At 64.8% G+C, this 16,224-nt stretch carries 17 protein-coding genes; 5 read left to right on the top strand and 12 right to left on the bottom strand.

Features of this window, described 5'->3' with window-relative positions; genetic code table 11:
• Positions 1 to 278 precede the first annotated feature (278 nt).
• Positions 279 to 707, bottom strand: a complete 429-nt coding sequence (locus OZ411_RS30235) for a cupin domain-containing protein (RefSeq protein WP_130584254.1) — start codon at positions 705 to 707, stop codon at positions 279 to 281.
• On the bottom strand, positions 707 to 1,474 hold the full coding sequence (gloB, locus tag OZ411_RS30230) for a hydroxyacylglutathione hydrolase (RefSeq protein ID WP_130584253.1): 768 nt from the start codon (positions 1,472 to 1,474) through the stop codon (positions 707 to 709). The genes OZ411_RS30235 and gloB overlap by 1 nt, the downstream gene beginning before the upstream one ends.
• Before the next feature lie 194 nt (positions 1,475 to 1,668).
• Here gloB and OZ411_RS30225 point away from each other — a divergent pair, with 194 nt between their 5' ends.
• The gene (locus OZ411_RS30225; protein WP_130584252.1) at positions 1,669 to 2,397 is read left to right on the top strand and encodes a methyltransferase domain-containing protein; all 729 of its coding nucleotides are present in this window, start codon (positions 1,669 to 1,671) and stop codon (positions 2,395 to 2,397) included.
• 107 nt (positions 2,398 to 2,504) lie between these two features.
• On the opposite strand, the gene OZ411_RS30220 is transcribed toward OZ411_RS30225, so the two are convergent.
• The 5 genes from OZ411_RS30220 to OZ411_RS30200 all read right to left on the bottom strand — a co-directional run bounded on the left by OZ411_RS30220 (position 2,505) and on the right by OZ411_RS30200 (position 9,791).
• Positions 2,505 to 3,239 carry a DUF4167 domain-containing protein gene (locus OZ411_RS30220; protein ID WP_282530882.1) on the bottom strand — a complete coding sequence of 245 codons (735 nt, stop codon included), beginning with the start codon at positions 3,237 to 3,239 and terminating at the stop codon, positions 2,505 to 2,507.
• A gap of 476 nt (positions 3,240 to 3,715) precedes the next feature.
• A complete protein-coding gene (gene prmC, locus OZ411_RS30215; RefSeq protein WP_282530881.1) occupies positions 3,716 to 4,597 on the bottom strand; it encodes a peptide chain release factor N(5)-glutamine methyltransferase in 882 nt (293 codons plus the stop codon).
• Between the two features lie 99 nt (positions 4,598 to 4,696).
• Positions 4,697 to 5,776 (bottom strand): peptide chain release factor 1, encoded by a 1,080-nt coding sequence (gene prfA / locus OZ411_RS30210; RefSeq protein WP_282530880.1) that lies wholly within the window; start codon positions 5,774 to 5,776, stop codon positions 4,697 to 4,699.
• 55 nt (positions 5,777 to 5,831) lie between these two features.
• Positions 5,832 to 8,099, bottom strand: coding sequence for a phosphoenolpyruvate--protein phosphotransferase (gene ptsP / locus OZ411_RS30205; protein ID WP_282530879.1), 2,268 nt, complete (start codon positions 8,097 to 8,099; stop codon positions 5,832 to 5,834).
• Between the two features lie 438 nt (positions 8,100 to 8,537).
• Positions 8,538 to 9,791, bottom strand: coding sequence for an aspartate kinase (locus OZ411_RS30200; protein ID WP_130581900.1), 1,254 nt, complete (start codon positions 9,789 to 9,791; stop codon positions 8,538 to 8,540).
• A gap of 171 nt (positions 9,792 to 9,962) precedes the next feature.
• Between OZ411_RS30200 and OZ411_RS30195 the strand changes: the two genes are divergently transcribed.
• From OZ411_RS30195 to OZ411_RS30185, 3 genes are all read left to right on the top strand, one after another.
• Positions 9,963 to 10,430 carry a PH domain-containing protein gene (locus tag OZ411_RS30195; protein ID WP_282530878.1) on the top strand — a complete coding sequence of 156 codons (468 nt, stop codon included), beginning with the start codon at positions 9,963 to 9,965 and terminating at the stop codon, positions 10,428 to 10,430.
• Between the two features lie 13 nt (positions 10,431 to 10,443).
• Complete coding sequence (ubiG, locus tag OZ411_RS30190) at positions 10,444 to 11,193, top strand: bifunctional 2-polyprenyl-6-hydroxyphenol methylase/3-demethylubiquinol 3-O-methyltransferase UbiG (RefSeq protein ID WP_282530877.1); 750 nt, start codon at positions 10,444 to 10,446, stop codon at positions 11,191 to 11,193.
• Between the two features lie 128 nt (positions 11,194 to 11,321).
• Complete coding sequence (locus OZ411_RS30185; RefSeq protein WP_282530876.1) at positions 11,322 to 12,221, top strand: EamA family transporter; 900 nt, start codon at positions 11,322 to 11,324, stop codon at positions 12,219 to 12,221.
• A gap of 3 nt (positions 12,222 to 12,224) precedes the next feature.
• Here the strand turns inward: OZ411_RS30185 and OZ411_RS30180 are convergent, their stop codons facing one another.
• The 4 genes from OZ411_RS30180 to OZ411_RS30165 are packed head-to-tail and all read right to left on the bottom strand — an operon-like array spanning position 12,225 to position 14,681.
• A complete protein-coding gene (locus OZ411_RS30180) occupies positions 12,225 to 12,695 on the bottom strand; it encodes a DUF1178 family protein (RefSeq protein ID WP_130581904.1) in 471 nt (156 codons plus the stop codon).
• Positions 12,692 to 13,570 (bottom strand): carbon-nitrogen hydrolase family protein, encoded by an 879-nt coding sequence (locus OZ411_RS30175; protein ID WP_282530875.1) that lies wholly within the window; start codon positions 13,568 to 13,570, stop codon positions 12,692 to 12,694. Before OZ411_RS30175 ends, OZ411_RS30180 begins: the two co-directional genes overlap by 4 nt.
• Positions 13,570 to 13,842, bottom strand: coding sequence for a glutaredoxin 3 (grxC, locus tag OZ411_RS30170; protein ID WP_130581906.1), 273 nt, complete (start codon positions 13,840 to 13,842; stop codon positions 13,570 to 13,572). Before grxC ends, OZ411_RS30175 begins: the two co-directional genes overlap by 1 nt.
• A gap of 29 nt (positions 13,843 to 13,871) precedes the next feature.
• Complete coding sequence (locus tag OZ411_RS30165) at positions 13,872 to 14,681, bottom strand: ComF family protein (RefSeq protein WP_282530874.1); 810 nt, start codon at positions 14,679 to 14,681, stop codon at positions 13,872 to 13,874.
• Positions 14,682 to 14,758: 77 nt separating this feature from the next.
• Between OZ411_RS30165 and OZ411_RS30160 the strand changes: the two genes are divergently transcribed.
• On the top strand, positions 14,759 to 15,601 hold the full coding sequence (locus OZ411_RS30160; RefSeq protein WP_282530873.1) for a methyltransferase domain-containing protein: 843 nt from the start codon (positions 14,759 to 14,761) through the stop codon (positions 15,599 to 15,601).
• 124 nt (positions 15,602 to 15,725) lie between these two features.
• Here the strand turns inward: OZ411_RS30160 and OZ411_RS30155 are convergent, their stop codons facing one another.
• Positions 15,726 to 16,136 carry a (deoxy)nucleoside triphosphate pyrophosphohydrolase gene (locus tag OZ411_RS30155; protein ID WP_027581863.1) on the bottom strand — a complete coding sequence of 137 codons (411 nt, stop codon included), beginning with the start codon at positions 16,134 to 16,136 and terminating at the stop codon, positions 15,726 to 15,728.
• Positions 16,137 to 16,224: the final 88 nt, after the last annotated feature.

Below are 16,224 nucleotides of genomic sequence, written 5' to 3'. Positions count from 1 at the left end.
CGACCTGGTCGCGCATCGGCTCGCGCAGCCGCGGCGCTCCGCGCCGCACTGCTTCGGCCCGTGGCTCCGCTCGTTCCGGCAGATCTCCAAATAGTCCGCCACCAACCATCATGCCCTCCTGCGAATCCATCACCGCAGAGAATCACAGCCACTTTGCGCTCTGCCATAAGAAAGATTCACAGCCTCGTAGGGTGGGCAAAGCGAAGCGTGCCCACCGTGCACGGTACGCTCGCAATGGCGGGCACGCTGCGCTTTGCCCACCCTACGAAGCCACAAAGCTAATCGGGCTCCCAGCCCTTCGGCGCCAGTTCGAATTTCGCAAATTCAAACGCCGGCGCGACCGTGCATCCGACCAGGGTCCAATCGCCGGTGCACTCCGCCGCCTGCCATGCATGCGCCGGCACGATCGCCTGTGGCACTTCGCCGGCGGCGAGATCGGAGCCGAGTCGGATAGTCCGCTGTCCGCCCGCATCAGCGATCCGCAAGATCAGCGGATCACCAGCGTAATAGTGCCAGATCTCCACCGCATCGACGCGATGCCAATGCGATCGCTCGCCGCGCGCCAGCAGGAAATAGATCGCGGTCGAGCGCGATCGCCCGCTCGCATCCGTCGCGTCATCGCGAAACGTCTCGCGATAATGGCCGCCCTCGGGATGCGGCTTCAGCTCAAGCTGCGCGATGACCTCAGCGGCAGTCGGCTTTGGCATCACGACTTATTCTTGCGCTCGCGCAATTCGCCGAACACCTCGGCGCCGTCGGCGCCCTTCATGTGCAGCTTGGCGGCCACCGCCGGCTCGTCGGCGCGCAGGAACACGTTGGCTTTCTTCTCCTCGCCAAGCAGCGTCGGAATCGTCGGCTTGTTCTCTGCGCGCAGCCGCGTCACTTCCTCGGCGCGCGCTTTCAGCGCGGGATTGTCTGATTCCACTGTCAGCGCGAACTTGACGTTTGCGGCGGTATATTCGTGGCCACAATAGAGGCGGAAGTCGTCCGGCAGCGCGCGCAGCTTGAGCAGCGAATCCCACATCATCGGATAGTTGCCCTCGAACACGCGGCCGCAGCCGATCGAGAACAAGGTGTCGGCGGCAAACACCGCCTTCTCGCCGTCGAATACATAGGAGATGTGGTCGAGCGTGTGGCCCGGTGTCTCCAGCACCCGGGCGAGCAGGCTGCCGACCCTGATCACGTCGCCATTGGCGGCGCGCAGGTCGACATTGGCGATCGCCGTCGTCTTGTCGTGCGGCGCGACGACGCGGCAGCCATATTTCTGTTTCAGTTCGGCAACCCCGCCGACATGGTCATGATGATGATGGGTGATCAGGATGTCGGTCAGATTCCAGCCCTCGCGCTCCAGCGCCGCGATGATGGGGCCGGCTTCTGGCGCATCGATCGAGGCGGTGGCCTTGGTGGCGGGATCGTGGATCAGATAGCCGAAATTGTCGGTCAGGCAGGTGAAAAGACGGATTTCCGCAGTCATGGTATCTCCCGCGAACTGTTTGAGCACGATCTCCGCGCAAACGCTTCGCGTTTGTCGCGAGGGAAAACCGGTTTCCACTTTTCCGCATCATGCTCTACCACGCCCTATATGTGCGGGAAATATGGCGTCAACGCTCGCGCGACAATGCAATTTTCGGGAACACGGACGTGAGGGCGGCGTGTTAGGTTGGGTGTATGGACGTCATTGATCTCCGCGATTTCTATTCGCAGCGCCTGGGTATCGTGGCGCGCCTATTGATCAATCGCGGCATCCGCGAGCGATGGCCGGGGGCCGAGGGCCAGCGCGTGCTCGGGCTCGGCTATCCCACCCCCTATCTCGGCCTGTTCCGCGAGGATTGCGAGCGCTGCATCGCGTTCATGCCGGCGTCACAGGGGGTTCTGAAATGGCCGACGGGCCGGCCGGCGCTGGCGACCCTGGTCGACGAATTCTCGATGCCGCTCGCGGATGCCGCGGTCGACCGCGTACTGCTCGTGCATGCGCTGGAGATGTCGGATGATCCGGAGCGGCTCTTGCGCGAGGTGTGGCGGGTGCTGGCGCCCTCCGGCCGGCTGATCGCGGTGATACCCAATCGCCGCGGCGTATGGACACGCACCGACACCACGCCGTTCGGCCACGGCCGGCCCTATTCGCGGGCGCAGATCACGCAACTGCTGCGGCAGACCTGGTTCACGCCGACGGCCTGGGGGGAGGCGCTGTTCGTGCCGCCGGTCGCGGGGAGCTGGTTTCTGCGCTGGGCGATGGCCTGGGAGCGTCTCGGTGCGACGCTGTCACTGCCGTTCGCGGGCGTTCATATCGTGGAAGCAACCAAGCAGGTCTATCGCGCGATCCCCGCGAACCGCGAACGCGCGCGGCTCATCCCGTCACTGCAGCCAGTGCTCGTGCCGTCATCGTCGCGCGGGTGATGCGGATTTGTAGGGTGGGCAAAGCGAAGCGTGCCCACCATTGCGAGCAGAGCGTTGATGGTGGGCACGCTGCGCTTTGCCCACCCTACTTTCTTGTCGCGGGCTAGCTACTCATTCCCTGTGTTGAAGTCTTCGCTCGGCGCGGGCTGCGCGGCGGCGTCGGGGCGCGGGCTGTGCGGGCGGCGGCGGCGGCGCGGGAAGCGCTCGCTACGTTCGCTGCGTTCTCCGCTGCCATTGCCTTCATGATTGCCATTGACTTGCGGCTGCGCGCCGCCGGTGATGAAGGAGGGCAGGCGGTCGACGCCGCCATTGTCAGCGATCATCGGCTGCGGCTGGTTCTGCGGCGGCGGTTGATACTGCGGCTGCGGACGATGTTCGCGCTCGCGATGCTCTCGCGGCTGCTGCTGCTCGCGCTGATAGGGCTGCTGACTGTTTTCGCGTGCATAGGGCGGTTGCGGCGCGAAGCCGGGCTCCTGCCCGAAGCTCGAATAGCTGTCGTCATCGTCGCCCTCATCGGTCGTCGACACATCGTTGTTGTCGACGCGGGGCGGCTGCTGCTGATTCTGCCGAAGCTGTTCCTGGGCCGCGGCGATGATGCGGAAGTAATGTTCGGCATGCTGATAGTAGTTCTCGGCGGCGACCGGATCGCCGGAAGAGCGTGCATCGCGCGCCAGCTGAACGTATTTTTCCGCAACGTGGGAAGCGGTGCCACGGATCTTGATGTCGGGTCCGTTCGATTCAAACACCCGCGTCAACGGGTTCTGACCGCGCCGGTTATTGTTGTTATTGTTGTTATTGTTATTCCGGTTACGCATCCGCTTGTTGTTTTGACCGTTTCTCATGTCTTGCCTTTTATTCCAGCCCTAAGTTACCAGCGTTGTAAGTTACCAGCGTTGAAATTGCCGTTGTGGTGGAGGTTGCCCGTCCAGCCGGCGCGCGCCATCGCGCGCACCGAATCACGATGCCATCTGGATCAATGCCAAAGTTCGCCAACCATCGCGTTGAGCAAAGACGCGTTCCCCAACCGCCGGCCGGTCGGCCTGCGGATCAATTATTCAGCTTGCCACGCAAGCCCAGTTCTCTCACGTAAGTCTTCAAGCGCAATAACAGGCTTTCGTTCGCTTGGCGGTCGAGAGCAGCACAGCCCCGGCTATTGCGCTCACACAGACCTGCGTTTTGGAACCTTTGATCGGCGGGCTCTCGGCGAGAACCCTGGTCTTCACCCGTTAACGGCTACGGGGCCAAACCGATGTCATGAGTGGAACGTAGTCGTTCCCGGGGGATATTCCAAGAGGTTTTTTTGCGTTCCAATAGGACTTTATCGCGGCAATTTGCGGCCCGCTACTGCCCGCGGGATGCCTGCCAGATCGGCCCTCGGCGGACCGGCCGGGACGAGCCCTGCGGCCGTCATCAAAGCTTCAATCGCCTCGCTCTGGCTGATGCCTGATTCGACAACCAGGGTGGCGCCAGGGGCGAGCAGACCGGCGGCCTGCGGGATCAGCACGCGATAGGCATCCAGTCCGTCGTCGCCGCCATCGAGCGCGGCAAGCGGGTCGTGTTCGCGCACCTCGACGGCGAGGTCGGCAATATCAGCGGATGGTATATAGGGCGGGTTCGACACGATCAGGTCGAAGCGGCCGGAGAGGCCCGATGCATAGTCGCAGGCGATGAAGGTCGCACGATTGCCAATGCCCAACGTCAGCGCATTGGCGCGCGCCGTCTCAAGTGCCTCCGTGCTGATGTCGGTGCCGTAGCCCGTGGCCGCAGGAAGCTCGAAGAGCAGCGCCAGCAGGATTGCACCAGTGCCGGTGCCGAGATCGGCGATCCGCAGCGGCTTTCCCAAAGCTCCGTCCGCGCGCAGGATCTGCAGCGCGAGTTCGACCACGGTCTCGGTGTCGGGCCGCGGCACCAATGTCGCGGCGGAGAGTTTTAGCGGCAGTCCCCAGAATTCCTTTTGCCCGAGGATGCGCGCGACCGGCTCGCCAGCGAGGCGACGGCGCGCGAACGCTTCCAGTTCTGCTGCTTCGTTCTCCGTCAGCGTCCGGTTCGCTGCCGTGATCATGCCGGTGAGATCGAGACGGAGCACGGCGCCGAGCAGCATGCGCGCATCGAGCTCGGCCGAATCGATCGCCGCCGATTTGAAGCGCGCCGCGAGCGCGCGTCGTGCTGTCTCGACAGATTGCCCGGCAAACTCACTCATCGCCCGTAGCCCGGATGGAGCGCAGCGCAATCCGGGATTCGTGCAGCCCGGCCCGCTGGCCCCGGATTACGCTGCGCTCCATCCGGGCTACGGGAGTCCTCACGCCGCAGCCCCCTGCGCGGCGAGTTGCGCCGCCTGATGCTCGGTGATCAGCGCGTCGGTCAATTCGCCGAGCGCTTCGCCCGAGATCACCTGCGGCAATTTGTAGAGCGTCAGGTTGATGCGGTGATCGGTGACGCGTCCTTGCGGAAAATTATAGGTGCGGATGCGCTCGCTGCGGTCGCCGGAGCCGACCTTCTCCTTGCGGTCGGCGGAGCGTGCCGCGTCGGCGCGCTGGCGCTCGGCATCATAGATGCGCGAGCGCAGGATGTTCATCGCCGACGCCCGGTTCTTGTGCTGCGAGCGGCTGTCCTGCATCATCACCACGATGCCGGTCGGGATATGGGTGATGCGGATCGCCGATTCCGTCTTGTTGACGTGCTGGCCGCCCGCGCCCTGCGCCCGCATGGTCTCGATCCGCAGATCCTCGTTCTTGATGTCGACGTCGACGTCCTCGACCTCGGGCAGCACGGCCACCGTGGCGGCGGAGGTGTGGATGCGCCCCTGCGTCTCGGTGTCGGGCACGCGCTGCACCCGATGCACGCCGGATTCGAATTTCAGTTTCGCGAACGCGCCGCGGCCCTGCACCTCGGCGATGATTTCCTTGTAGCCGCCGACTGAGCCTTCGCTCGCCGAGATCACCTCGACCTTCCAGCCCTGCAGGGCGGCGAAGCGCTCATACATGCGGAACAGGTCGCCGGCGAACAGCGAAGCCTCGTCGCCGCCGGTGCCGGCGCGGATTTCCAGCACGACGTTGCGGTCGTCCATGGCGTCCTTCGGCAACAGCGCGATGCGGATATTCTGTTCGAGCTCGGCAAGCCGCGCATGCAGCGTCTCGAGCTCGGCCTCCGCCATGCCGCGCATGTCGGGCTCGGTTGCGGGATCGGCGATCAGGCTCTGGGTGTCGGCGAGCTCGGTGCGCGCGGCGCGATAGGCCTTCACCGCCTCGATCAGCGGATTGAGCTCGGCGAGCTCGCGGGTGATCTGGACATAGCGTTCCGAATTCACCTGGCCGAGCAGTTCGGCCTCGAGCGAGGCGTGATGGGCGAGCAGGACGTCGAGTTTGGCTTCGGGCAGCATGGATAGTTCTCAAATTACGGAAAGGGCAGGGGCGGCGTCGTCGAGGAGAGCGTCGCTACAAGGTGAGCCCTTCGGCTTCCGCAAATTCCGTCAGCTTCTCGCGGATCGACACGCTGCCGGCCGGCGCGTCCAGAAGCGGGTTGATCATCGCTTCGGCCTTTTTCGCGTCGAGCTCAATGATCATCGCCTTCACCGGGCCGTGCGCGGTCGCCGACAGTGACAGCGAGCGGTAGCCAATCGCGATCAGCGCCAGCGCGCCGATCGGCTTCGATGCCATCTCGCCACACAGCGAGGCAACCTTCCTGCAGCCCTGCGCCCTGCGCACGATGTCGCGCAGCGCGCGCAGGATCGGCGCGGACAGGGTGTCGAACCGTTCCGAGACCTTGGCGTTGCCGCGGTCGACCGCGAACAGGAACTGGAACAGGTCGTTCGACCCGACCGAGAGGAAGTCGACCCGCTTCAACAGCTCGTCGAGCTGGTAGAGCAGCGCCGGAACCTCGACCATGGTGCCGACATCGACGCGCTCGGGCAGCGAATGGCCGTGCTGGCGCAGATAAGTCAGTTCACGCTCGACAATGGCCTTGGCCTGATCGAACTCGGTAACGTCCGAGATCATCGGAAACATGATCTTCAGCGCGCGGCCGCCGGCGGCGCGAAGCAGCGCGCGGATCTGGCCGCGCAACAGTCCCGGGCGGTCGAGGCCGAGCCGGATCGCGCGCCAGCCGAGCGCCGGGTTCTCCTCGACGACGGTCTCCATATAGGGCAGCGCCTTGTCGCCGCCAATGTCGAGCGTGCGAAACGTGACGGGCTTCGATCCCGCTGCATCCAGCACGGTGCGATAGAGCGCGAGCTGGTCGCTGGAGCGCGGCAGGTTCGGGCTCACCATGAATTGCAGCTCGGTGCGAAACAGGCCGATGCCGGCGCTGCCGGTGTCATCGATATGCGGCAGGTCGATGGTGAGTCCGGCGTTGATCAGAAGCTCGATCGGCTGGCCGTCCTTGGTCACGCAGGGCTTGTCGCGCAGCGCCGAATATTGCGCCTGCCGCCGCGCGCGGAAGCGGACCCGCTCGGCGTAGGCCGACTCGATCTCCGACGACGGGCGGACATAGATCTCGCCCGAGATGCCGTCGACGATGATGGCGTCGCCGGGATCGGCGATGCCGGGCGCGTTCGGCACTTCGCCGACCGCGGGAATGCCGAGCGCGCGCGCCACGATCGAGACGTGGGAATTGGCGGTGCCTTCCTCCAGCACCAGGCCCCGCAATCGCTTGCGGTCATAGTCGAGCAGCGCCGCCGGGCCCATCGCGCGCGCGATCAGGATCGCGTTGTCGGGCAATTGTTCGCGTGACGGCGCGTGGTCCTGGCCGACGAGCTGCCGCATCAGGCGATGGCCGAGATCCTCGAGGTCATGCAGCCGGTCGCGCAAGTATGGATCGGTCGAACGCAGCATGCGCGCGCGGGTGTCGGACTGTACGCGCTCGACCGCGGCTTCAGCGGTGAGGCCGGTGGCAACTGCCTCATGCAGCTTGTGCGACCAGCCCTGGTCGTTGGCGAACATGCGATAGGCTTCCAGCACGTCGCGATGCTCGCCGCCATCGGCGACGTCGCCGCGCTCCAGGAGGCGGTCGAGATCGGCGCGCAGCTTGGTCAGCGCCGCATCCAGCCGCTTGATCTCCTTCGGCAGATCCTCGGCGATATAGTTGGTGATGACGACGCGCGGCTCGTGCAGCACGACATGGCCGAGCGCGATGCCTTCGGAGAGAATGGCGCCGGTCTTGTGCAGCGAATGCCGCGCCGCCGGCTCGGCGCCCGGTTGCGCCAGCGCCGCCAATTCGCCCGAGGCGATCATCTCCGCCAGCACCATGGCGGTGGTCTGCAGCGCCTCGACCTCTTCCTCGACATAAGTGCGCTTGGCGCGGTTCTGCACCACCAGCACGCCAAGCGTGTTGCCGGCGCGCAGGATCGGCACGCCGAGGAAGGAGTGGTAGATTTCTTCGCCGGTCTCCGGGCGGTAGGAGAAGGCCGGGTGGCTTTGCGCGTCGCTCAAATTGAGCGGCGTGGCCTCGCTGGCGACGAGGCCGACCAGGCCCTCATGGGCGCTGAGCACCGTCCTGTGGACGGCGTCGCGGTTCAGACCTTCGGTGGCGTAGAGCTCGAGGGTGTTATCGACGCGCAGCACATAGACCGAGCAGACCTCGGCCACCATATTGGCCGCGATCAGGACCACGATCTTGTCCAGCCGCTCCTGGGCCGAGACCTGCTCCGCCATGGTTTCGCGGAGCCGTCTCAACAGGACGCGGGGACCTCCCGAAGCGCTCCGCATAGGATGAAACCCTCCCCCACATGACCAGCAGGCCGTGTGGCCGGTAACTGGCGAGAAACTCGACTAATCCAACAATTTTATCCATCGGCGCCGCCGCAAGCTCGCAACCCTGCCGAATCGGATTCGCCAAGAGTGTGACACAGTTCGCGGCACCCTCCGATCAGGCCGTATAGCCAATCGAGGCTTGTTTTGCCAAGCAAAACGCCTGCCAAAAGATATAACGTCTCTGTCAGCCCAATGCTGCGGTAGCTAAGAGAAATTCTTACTCGCAACAGCGAGAAATGTGGGCTCAGGACGCCGTTGGAACAGGCCCGCAGCCCGTAGCCCGGGTGAAGCGCAGCGCAACCCGGGACCGCTCGTCAATGTTGAGGCGAAGTGCCCGGGTTACGCTTTCGCTCCACCCGGGCTACGGGATTTCGAGGTGGAGGGAACGCACCCTCAGGCCTGATCGAGACCGTACAGCGTGTGCAGTGTGCGTACCGCGAGCTCGGTATAGGCGGCATCGATCAGCACCGAGAACTTGATCTCGGAAGTGGTGATGGCGCGGATGTTGATGTTGCGCGCGGCGAGCGCGGCAAAGGCCTTGGCGGCGACGCCGGCATGGCTGCGCATGCCGCTGCCGATGACAGAGACTTTCGCGACGTCGGTGGCGCTGTCGAAGCGCTGGTAGCCGATCTTGCTCTTGGCCGCGGTGATGGTGTCGCGGGCGCGGCCATAGTCGGTCGCCGGAACGGTGAAGGTCAGGTCGGTGGTCTTGCCGTCCTCGGAGACGTTCTGCACGATCATGTCGACATTGATGTTGGCGTCCGCGAGCGGGCCGAAGATCGCTGCTGCCACCCCCGGCTTGTCCTCGATCTGGCGCACGGAAATCTGAGCTTCGTCCTTGGAGAAGGCGATGCCAGTGACGACGTGCATTTCCATGATTTCCTCCTCGCTGCAGATCAGCGTTCCCGGCGGCGTGCCGTGCGGGTCGATATCTTCAGGCTTGTCGAAGCTGGATCGGACGAAGATTGGCATGTTGTGCACCATGCCAAGTTCCACCGAGCGCACCTGAAGGACCTTGGCGCCCTGGGAGGCCAATTCCAGCATGTCCTCGAAGGCGATTTTCTCGAGCCGCCGCGCCTTCGGCACCACGCGCGGGTCGGTGGTGTAGACGCCGTCGACGTCGGTATAGATGTCGCAGCGGTCGGCTCGGACCGCTGCCGCGATTGCTACCGCCGAGGTATCGGAACCGCCGCGGCCGAGCGTGGTGATGCGGCCGGTCTCGGGGCTGATGCCCTGGAAACCGGCGATGACCGCGACCTCCTTCCGCTCCTTGAAGCGGTTCATGATCTCGGTGCCGTCGATATCGAGGATACGCGCCGAGGCGTGCGCGTCGGAGGTCTTGATCGGGATCTGCCAGCCCTGCCAGGAGCGCGCCTGGATGCCCATGCTCTGCAGCGTGATCGCCAGGAGGCCCGAGGTGACCTGCTCGCCGGAGGCGACGACGGCGTCATATTCGCGTGCGTCGTGCATCGGGGAAGCCTCGCTGCACCAGGCCACCAGCTCGTTGGTCTTGCCGGACATCGCGGAGACCACCACGGCGACGTCGTGGCCGGCATCGACCTCGCGTTTGACATGGCGTGCGACGTTGCGGATTCGGTCGATATTGGCGACGGAGGTGCCGCCGAATTTCATCACGAGGCGGCCCATGACGACGCGTGCATTCCTTGTGAGGATCGGTAGAGTGCCCGCGCTTTAATCCAAGCGCGGGGGCTGAAACGCGCGTATACATAGCGAAGCGGCCGGGGGCAAGCGGGTTCCTGGCGCCGTCCGTGGCGGGGGCGCGGGTGGCTATGACGCGGTGGTAACTGAGGCGTTTGTATGGGGCGGTATATCGACGAGATCCTGCAGCCCGGCGAGAGGGTGCTGTATTCGACCAATGCGCACTGGATCTTCTTCCTGCCGGCAATTGCCGGCTGGGTCGTAGCGATCGTGTTCCTGGTCCTCTCGTACATGGTTCCGACTGGCGCGCCGGCAGTTTTGTGCCTGGTGATGGCTGCTCTGGCGGCGATCGCGGCGCTTTACAAGACCGTGACTGCGGGAATCCACCACTGGACCACCGAAACCGACGTCACCAATCTGCGCGTCGTGCACAAGACCGGCTTCATACGGCGGAAGACCATCGAGATGAGTTTGGACAAGATCGCCAGTGTCAATGTAGAGCAATCCATTCTGGGGCGTATTCTCAACTACGGCGACGTAACGATTTTCAGCGTTGGTGAGGCAGAGCAGGACATTCCGACGATCGCCTCGCCGCTGGCGTTCCGCAATTCCATCACGGCGCGATAGGGGCGCGCGCATCATGGCCATGCAATCTGACTTTTCCGGCACCACGGTCGATCCGGCCGAGGTCGCAAAATTCTCAAAACTCTCGGCGGAGTGGTGGGACCCGCGCGGCAAGATGGCGCCGTTGCACAAGATCAATCCGTTGCGGCTGGGCTATATCCGCGATGCCGCCTGCCGCAAGTTCGACCGCAACGTCAGGAGCCTGAGCTGTTTGTCCGGCTTGCGCACCCTTGATATCGGCTGCGGCGCCGGGCTGCTGTGCGAGCCGCTGGCCCGGCTCGGCGCGCAGGTGATCGGGATCGATCCTGCCGCCACCAACATCGCCGCCGCGAAATTGCATGCCGACAAGGGGCACCTGGCGATCGACTACCGCTGCACCACGGTCGAGGAAATGGACGCGCGCGAGCGCTTCGACATCGTGCTGGCGATGGAGGTCGTCGAGCACGTCACCGACGTCGGCGTGTTCTTGAAGCGCTGTACGGCGATGCTCAAGCCCGGCGGGCTGATGGTGCTCTCGACGTTGAACCGCAACTGGAAGAGCTTTGCACTCGCGATCGTCGGCGCCGAATACGTGCTGCGCTGGCTGCCGCGCGGCACCCATCAATGGAGCAAGTTCGTCACCCCCGACGAACTCGCGCATCACCTGCAAGACAACCACCTCACCATCACCGACCAGGCCGGCGTGGTCTACAACCCGCTCGCCGACAAATGGAACATCTCCTCCGATATGGACGTGAACTACATGGTGGTCGCGGAGGAGGGGTAGGAGCTGCTTGCCACGCGGACGGCGTGCGGTCCGAGCGCAATCCTGTCATGCGCTGTTCCGGTTGACCGCGCCCGCGGCGGCCGCCACGGTGAGACCGTTTTCCCAGCCCGCTCGCGATTCTCCCGCACATGCTAACGATTTCCTCGCTCTGGATTCCCTTCACCATCGTCGCTGCGCTCGGGCAGGTCGCGCGCAATGCGATGCAGCGGTCGCTGACCGGGCCGCTCGGGACCTGGGGCGCGACCAATATCCGCTTCCTGTTCGGCTTTCCGTTCTCGATCCTGTTCTTTGCGCTGGTCATCGCGGCAACCGGCGATTCCGTTCCGTGGCCGCCAGCGGTGTTCTGGCCGTGGCTGTTGCTCGGCGCGCTCAGCCAGATCGTCGGCACCGGCTTGATGCTGCTGGCGATGAACGAGCGCTCCTTCGTGGTGACGACGGCCTATCTGAAGACCGAGGCGATCCAGACCGCGATCTTCGGCTTCGTCTTCCTCGGCGATCACCTCACCTTATTGAAGGTCATCGCGATCCTGATCGCGACCATCGGCGTCGTCATCACCGCGCTGCGGCCCGGCGGCGAGAAGGGGTTTGCGGAGCTGAGGCCGACCATCATGGGCCTCGTCGCTGCGGCCGCCTTCGCGCTGTCGGCGATCGGCTTTCGCGGCGCGATCATTGCGGTGCCCGGCGTCTCCTTCGTGACGGCATCGTCCTATACGCTGGTGTTCGGCCTGTTCGTGCAGACGCTGGTGCTGTCGATCTATCTGTTGCTGCGCGCGCCCGGCGTGCTCAAGGCGATCTTCGGATTATGGCGGCCGTCGATGCTGGCGGGCTTCATGGGCGCGTTCGCCTCGCAATTCTGGTTCCTTGCCTTCGCGCTGACGGCGGCGGCGAATGTGCGAACATTGGCGCTGGTCGAAGTCTTGTTCGCGCAAGGCGTGGCGTATTATTCGTTCAAGCAGCCAATCTCGCCGCGCGAGCTTTCCGGCATCGTCCTGATCGTGATCGGTGTGGCGCTATTGATCGCGGTCTGACGATCAGTTGCGGTCGTCCGGCAGCACCGGCAGCGGCGAGACTTCGACGCCTTCCTCGATCAGCGAGCGCGCTTCCTCCGGCGAGGCTTCGCCGTAGATCGGGCGGTGCTCGATATCGCCGTAATGCATCTTGCGCGCCTCGTTGGGGAAGCGGTCGCCGACATTGTCGGCGTTCTGGACGATGTGGTCGCGCAATTCCTTCAGCTTGGCGCGCAGCTCACGCTCCTGCGCCATCATCAGCGGTGTGGATTCGGCTGGCGCTGCCGCCGGCTGCTCGGCCGGCGCGGGAGCCGCGGCTTCGCGGCCCTTCTTGCCGACGATCTGCGGCGCCATGATCGCCTTCTCGACCGTTGACGTGCCGCAGGTCGGGCAGGCCACGAGCTTGCGGCGGACCTGGGAATCATAAGCCGACGAACTCTGGAACCAGCTTTCGAAAGCATGGCCCCGTTCGCAGCGCAGGTTGTAGCGGATCATGCTGAGCCCCGGACGAGGTGCAGATGCTCCGGACCTGCCTTGGGGTCGGCGACCGTGAAGCGGCGCCCATGCTGCAGCGAAGGAATCGCCCTGCGCGCGGTCTCGACCTTGGCCGGATCGATCTTCGCCAGGAATACGCCCGGCTCGACGCCGCCCTCGGCGAGGACCTCGCCCCAGGGGTCGATGATCAGCGAATGACCATAGGTCTCGCGCTTGTTCTCGTGCAGGCCGGCTTGCGCGGCGGCAAACACGAAGCAGCCGGTCTCGATGGCACGGGAGCGGAGCAGAATGTGCCAATGCGCCTCGCCGGTCTTGCGGGTGAAGGCGGACGGCACGGTGAGAAAGGACGCGCCGCTTTCGGCCAGCGCACGATACAGTGCCGGGAAGCGCACGTCGTAGCAGATGGTCAATCCGATCCGGCCCCACGGCAGATCGGAAATGACAGCGGTCTCGCCCGGCTGGTAATTGGCCGATTCGCGATAGCTCTCTCCGCCGGGCAGATCGATATCGAACATATGGATCTTGTCGTAGCTGGCGAGCAGGTTGCCGTCCGGGCCGATCAGGAAAGAGCGGTTCACCGCCTTCTCCGGAGAGAAGCGCAGCGCTAGCGAGCCGATATGGAGATGTATCTTCAATTCGGCGGCCAGCGCGCGATAGGCCTTTAGCGACTTGTCGTCCTCTTCCGTCGCCAGATGCTCGAACAGCGCCTTGCGGTTCAATTGCATCATGTTGCTCACTTCGGGTGTGAGCACATAGTCCGCGCCTTGCGCCGCCGCCTCGCGCACCAGCTTCATGCCTTGCTCGAGACTCGGCTCCGGCAGAAGCGAGGTGCGCATCTGCACCATGGTGGCGGTGAAGGTGCTGTCGGCGCTCATCAGGCCACGCCTTCGCTGGTTAAGAGATCATCGAGCTTGCCCTCGCGGTCGAGCGCATAGAGCTCGTCGCAGCCGCCGACATGGGTGCTGCCGATGAATATCTGCGGAAAGGTCGAACCGGCGCCGGCCCGCTCGTACATCTCGTCGCGATAGGCCGCGTCGCTGGCAATGTTGAATTCGGTGAACGCCGCCTTCTTGCGGGTCAGAAGCGACTTGGCCGCGGAGCAGTAGCCGCAGCCCGGGCGGGTGTAGATTTCAATTGCAGCGGTCATGGCGCGCTCGGTTGTGATTTTGTCCGGGATTATATGGGAGTTTTGTGGCTATCGACAACCCGGGCGAATACCAGCACGTCGACCTGCGCGGCTTTGGCGCGCAGAAGCGCCCGCGCGCAGGCGTCAACCGTCGCTCCCGAGGTCAGGACGTCATCGACCAGGATCACGCGGCGGCCCTGGACTTCGGCGGCCCGGTCGGGCGCCACCTTGAACGCACCCTGGACGTTGGTCGCCCGCTGCGCCCGCGACAATCCGACCTGCTGCTCGGTCGAGCGCACCCGGCGCAGCGCATCGGAGGCGAGGTTGACGCCGCTTTGGCGCGAAATGACGCGGGCAAGCGCGCCGGATTGGTTGTAGCGGCGGCTCCAGCCGCGCCGCCAGTGCAGGGGAACTGGTACCAAAACATCGGCGTCGCTGAGCAATTCCTTCCCCGCCCGCGCCATCCAGCGACCCATTGCTGGCGCCAGATCCGTGCGGTCCTGGTATTTCAATGCGTGCACCAGCGTGCGCGCGACGTCGTCATAGCGCACCGCGGCGCGGGCGCGCTGGTAGGCCGGCGGATTGGCGATCGCCTCCATCGACAACAGTTCCGGCCCCGGATCGTAGACGAAGGGAATGCCGAGCCGCGGGCAGAACGGTGGTGCAATGAACGACAATTTGGCCCAGCAGGCGGCGCAGACGCCCTCGCCATCGACCGGCTCGCGGCAGGCAACGCACAGCGTCGGCAGCGCGATGTCGAGCATCAGCCGTGCTGCATGCGTCCATGCTCCCTGCGCAACGCTCAGCGCGCCGCGCAGATGGCCTGCAATAGAGCGGGATGGTGATGCTTCGGCGCCCATGAAGGGAGGCTAGCGCCGCGAACCTGTCAGCTCAAGCATTGCGTTGCCAGCGACGGAGGCAAGGCGTACCAACCGGCATGGCCGCAAACCCGACCACTCCTGTGTTGTTCGACCGTTCGCTGTTGTCAGCCCGGCTGAAGCGCGCGCGGCGCAACGCGCCGGTCACCTTCCTGCTCGAGCGCGTCGCCGAGGACATGGCCGAGCGGTTGCAGGCGGTCACGCGGGAGTTTGCCGATGCCGCCGACATCTGGACGCCGGGCAACGCGCTGCATGATCTCGTGCGCGAGCGATGCAAGTCGGTCCGCGAGGTCACATTCGAGGCTTCCGAAGTCCTTCCGCTGCAGCCGCAATCGCTCGATCTCGCGGTCTCCGCGCTCGCCTTCCAGTTCGTCAACGATCTTCCCGGCGTGCTCGCGCAGATCCGTCGCGCGCTGAGGCCCGATGGTCTGTTGCTCGCGGCGATGATCGGCGGCGATACGCTGACCGAGCTCAGACAATCCTTTGCGGCGGCCGAAGCCGAATGCGAAAGCGGGGTGTCGCCGCGCGTTGCGCCATTCGCCGATCTGCGCGACGTCGGCGCGCTGTTGCAGCGTGCGGGCCTCGCGTTGCCGGTGACCGATGTCGACCGCATCGTGGTGCGCTACGACAATGCGTTCGCGCTGATGCAGGAACTGCGGCGCATGGGCGCCACCAACATCCTGGTCGAGCGGCGCCGCGCGCCGAGCCGCCGCGCCACTTTGCTGCGGATGGCGCAAATCTATGCCGAGCGTTTCGCCGATCCCGACGGCCGCATCCGCGCCACCTTCGACGTGATCTGGCTGTCCGGCTGGGCGTCGCACGAAAGCCAGCAAAAACCGCTGCGGCCGGGTTCCGCGAAGACGAGTCTGGAAGAGGCGGTGAAGCGGGCAAAGCGCGACTGACGCCGAACAGCCAGAGCCGTCATCGCCGGGCTTGACCCGGCGATCCATCGATCTGGAAAGAGTCTTTGTGAAGATGGATGCGCGGGTCAAGCCCGCGCATGACGAGTGTTGGCCGAAGGCAGCGCTACAACAACAGATCAATCAGATGCGGGATCAGCGGAATATCCGCCGCCGGCATCTCGTAGTCGCGCAATTTGTTGGCGCGGACCCAGGCGAGATTCTGCCCCTCGCGCGCCGTCACCATGCCGTCCCAGCGCCGGCAGATATAGAGCGGCATCAGCAGGTGAAACGTCTCGTAGGCGTGGCTCGCAAAGGTCAGCGGCGCCAGGCACGGCTCGGCGACGGTGATGCCGAGTTCTTCGTGCAATTCGCGGATCAGCGTGGCTTCCGGCCGTTCGCCTGCCTCGACCTTGCCGCCGGGAAATTCCCAGAGACCAGCCATCGGCTTGCCCGCCGGCCGCTGCGCCAGCAGCACGCGCTTGTCGGCATCAACAAGCGCGCAGGCAACCACGAGGGTGAGTTTAATATCGGTCATGCACCACACGCTTGAATGGTAGGCGGGCAAAGCGCAGCGTGCCCACCGCCAACACTCTGCTCGCAATGGTGGGCACGCCGCGCTTTGC

This window comes from Bradyrhizobium sp. Arg237L, assembly GCF_029990105.1.
Lineage (GTDB): Bacteria > Pseudomonadota > Alphaproteobacteria > Rhizobiales > Xanthobacteraceae > Bradyrhizobium.
This window is presented reverse-complemented; position numbering and strand designations above follow the sequence as displayed.

What these genes read in the sequence shown, in the direction of transcription:
- OZ411_RS30235 (WP_130584254.1), bottom strand. Translation starts at nt 707, where the DNA reads ATGCCAAAGCCGACTGCCGCTGAGGTCATCGCGCAGCTTGAGCTGAAG.
- gloB (WP_130584253.1), bottom strand. Translation starts at nt 1,474, where the DNA reads ATGACTGCGGAAATCCGTCTTTTCACCTGCCTGACCGACAATTTCGGC.
- OZ411_RS30225 (WP_130584252.1), top strand. Translation starts at nt 1,669, where the DNA reads ATGGACGTCATTGATCTCCGCGATTTCTATTCGCAGCGCCTGGGTATC.
- OZ411_RS30220 (WP_282530882.1), bottom strand. Translation starts at nt 3,239, where the DNA reads ATGAGAAACGGTCAAAACAACAAGCGGATGCGTAACCGGAATAACAAT.
- prmC (WP_282530881.1), bottom strand. Translation starts at nt 4,597, where the DNA reads ATGAGTGAGTTTGCCGGGCAATCTGTCGAGACAGCACGACGCGCGCTC.
- prfA (WP_282530880.1), bottom strand. Translation starts at nt 5,776, where the DNA reads ATGCTGCCCGAAGCCAAACTCGACGTCCTGCTCGCCCATCACGCCTCG.
- ptsP (WP_282530879.1), bottom strand. Translation starts at nt 8,099, where the DNA reads ATGCGGAGCGCTTCGGGAGGTCCCCGCGTCCTGTTGAGACGGCTCCGC.
- OZ411_RS30200 (WP_130581900.1), bottom strand. Translation starts at nt 9,791, where the DNA reads ATGGGCCGCCTCGTGATGAAATTCGGCGGCACCTCCGTCGCCAATATC.
- OZ411_RS30195 (WP_282530878.1), top strand. Translation starts at nt 9,963, where the DNA reads ATGGGGCGGTATATCGACGAGATCCTGCAGCCCGGCGAGAGGGTGCTG.
- ubiG (WP_282530877.1), top strand. Translation starts at nt 10,444, where the DNA reads ATGGCCATGCAATCTGACTTTTCCGGCACCACGGTCGATCCGGCCGAG.
- OZ411_RS30185 (WP_282530876.1), top strand. Translation starts at nt 11,322, where the DNA reads ATGCTAACGATTTCCTCGCTCTGGATTCCCTTCACCATCGTCGCTGCG.
- OZ411_RS30180 (WP_130581904.1), bottom strand. Translation starts at nt 12,695, where the DNA reads ATGATCCGCTACAACCTGCGCTGCGAACGGGGCCATGCTTTCGAAAGC.
- OZ411_RS30175 (WP_282530875.1), bottom strand. Translation starts at nt 13,570, where the DNA reads ATGAGCGCCGACAGCACCTTCACCGCCACCATGGTGCAGATGCGCACC.
- grxC (WP_130581906.1), bottom strand. Translation starts at nt 13,842, where the DNA reads ATGACCGCTGCAATTGAAATCTACACCCGCCCGGGCTGCGGCTACTGC.
- OZ411_RS30165 (WP_282530874.1), bottom strand. Translation starts at nt 14,681, where the DNA reads ATGGGCGCCGAAGCATCACCATCCCGCTCTATTGCAGGCCATCTGCGC.
- OZ411_RS30160 (WP_282530873.1), top strand. Translation starts at nt 14,759, where the DNA reads ATGGCCGCAAACCCGACCACTCCTGTGTTGTTCGACCGTTCGCTGTTG.
- OZ411_RS30155 (WP_027581863.1), bottom strand. Translation starts at nt 16,136, where the DNA reads ATGACCGATATTAAACTCACCCTCGTGGTTGCCTGCGCGCTTGTTGAT.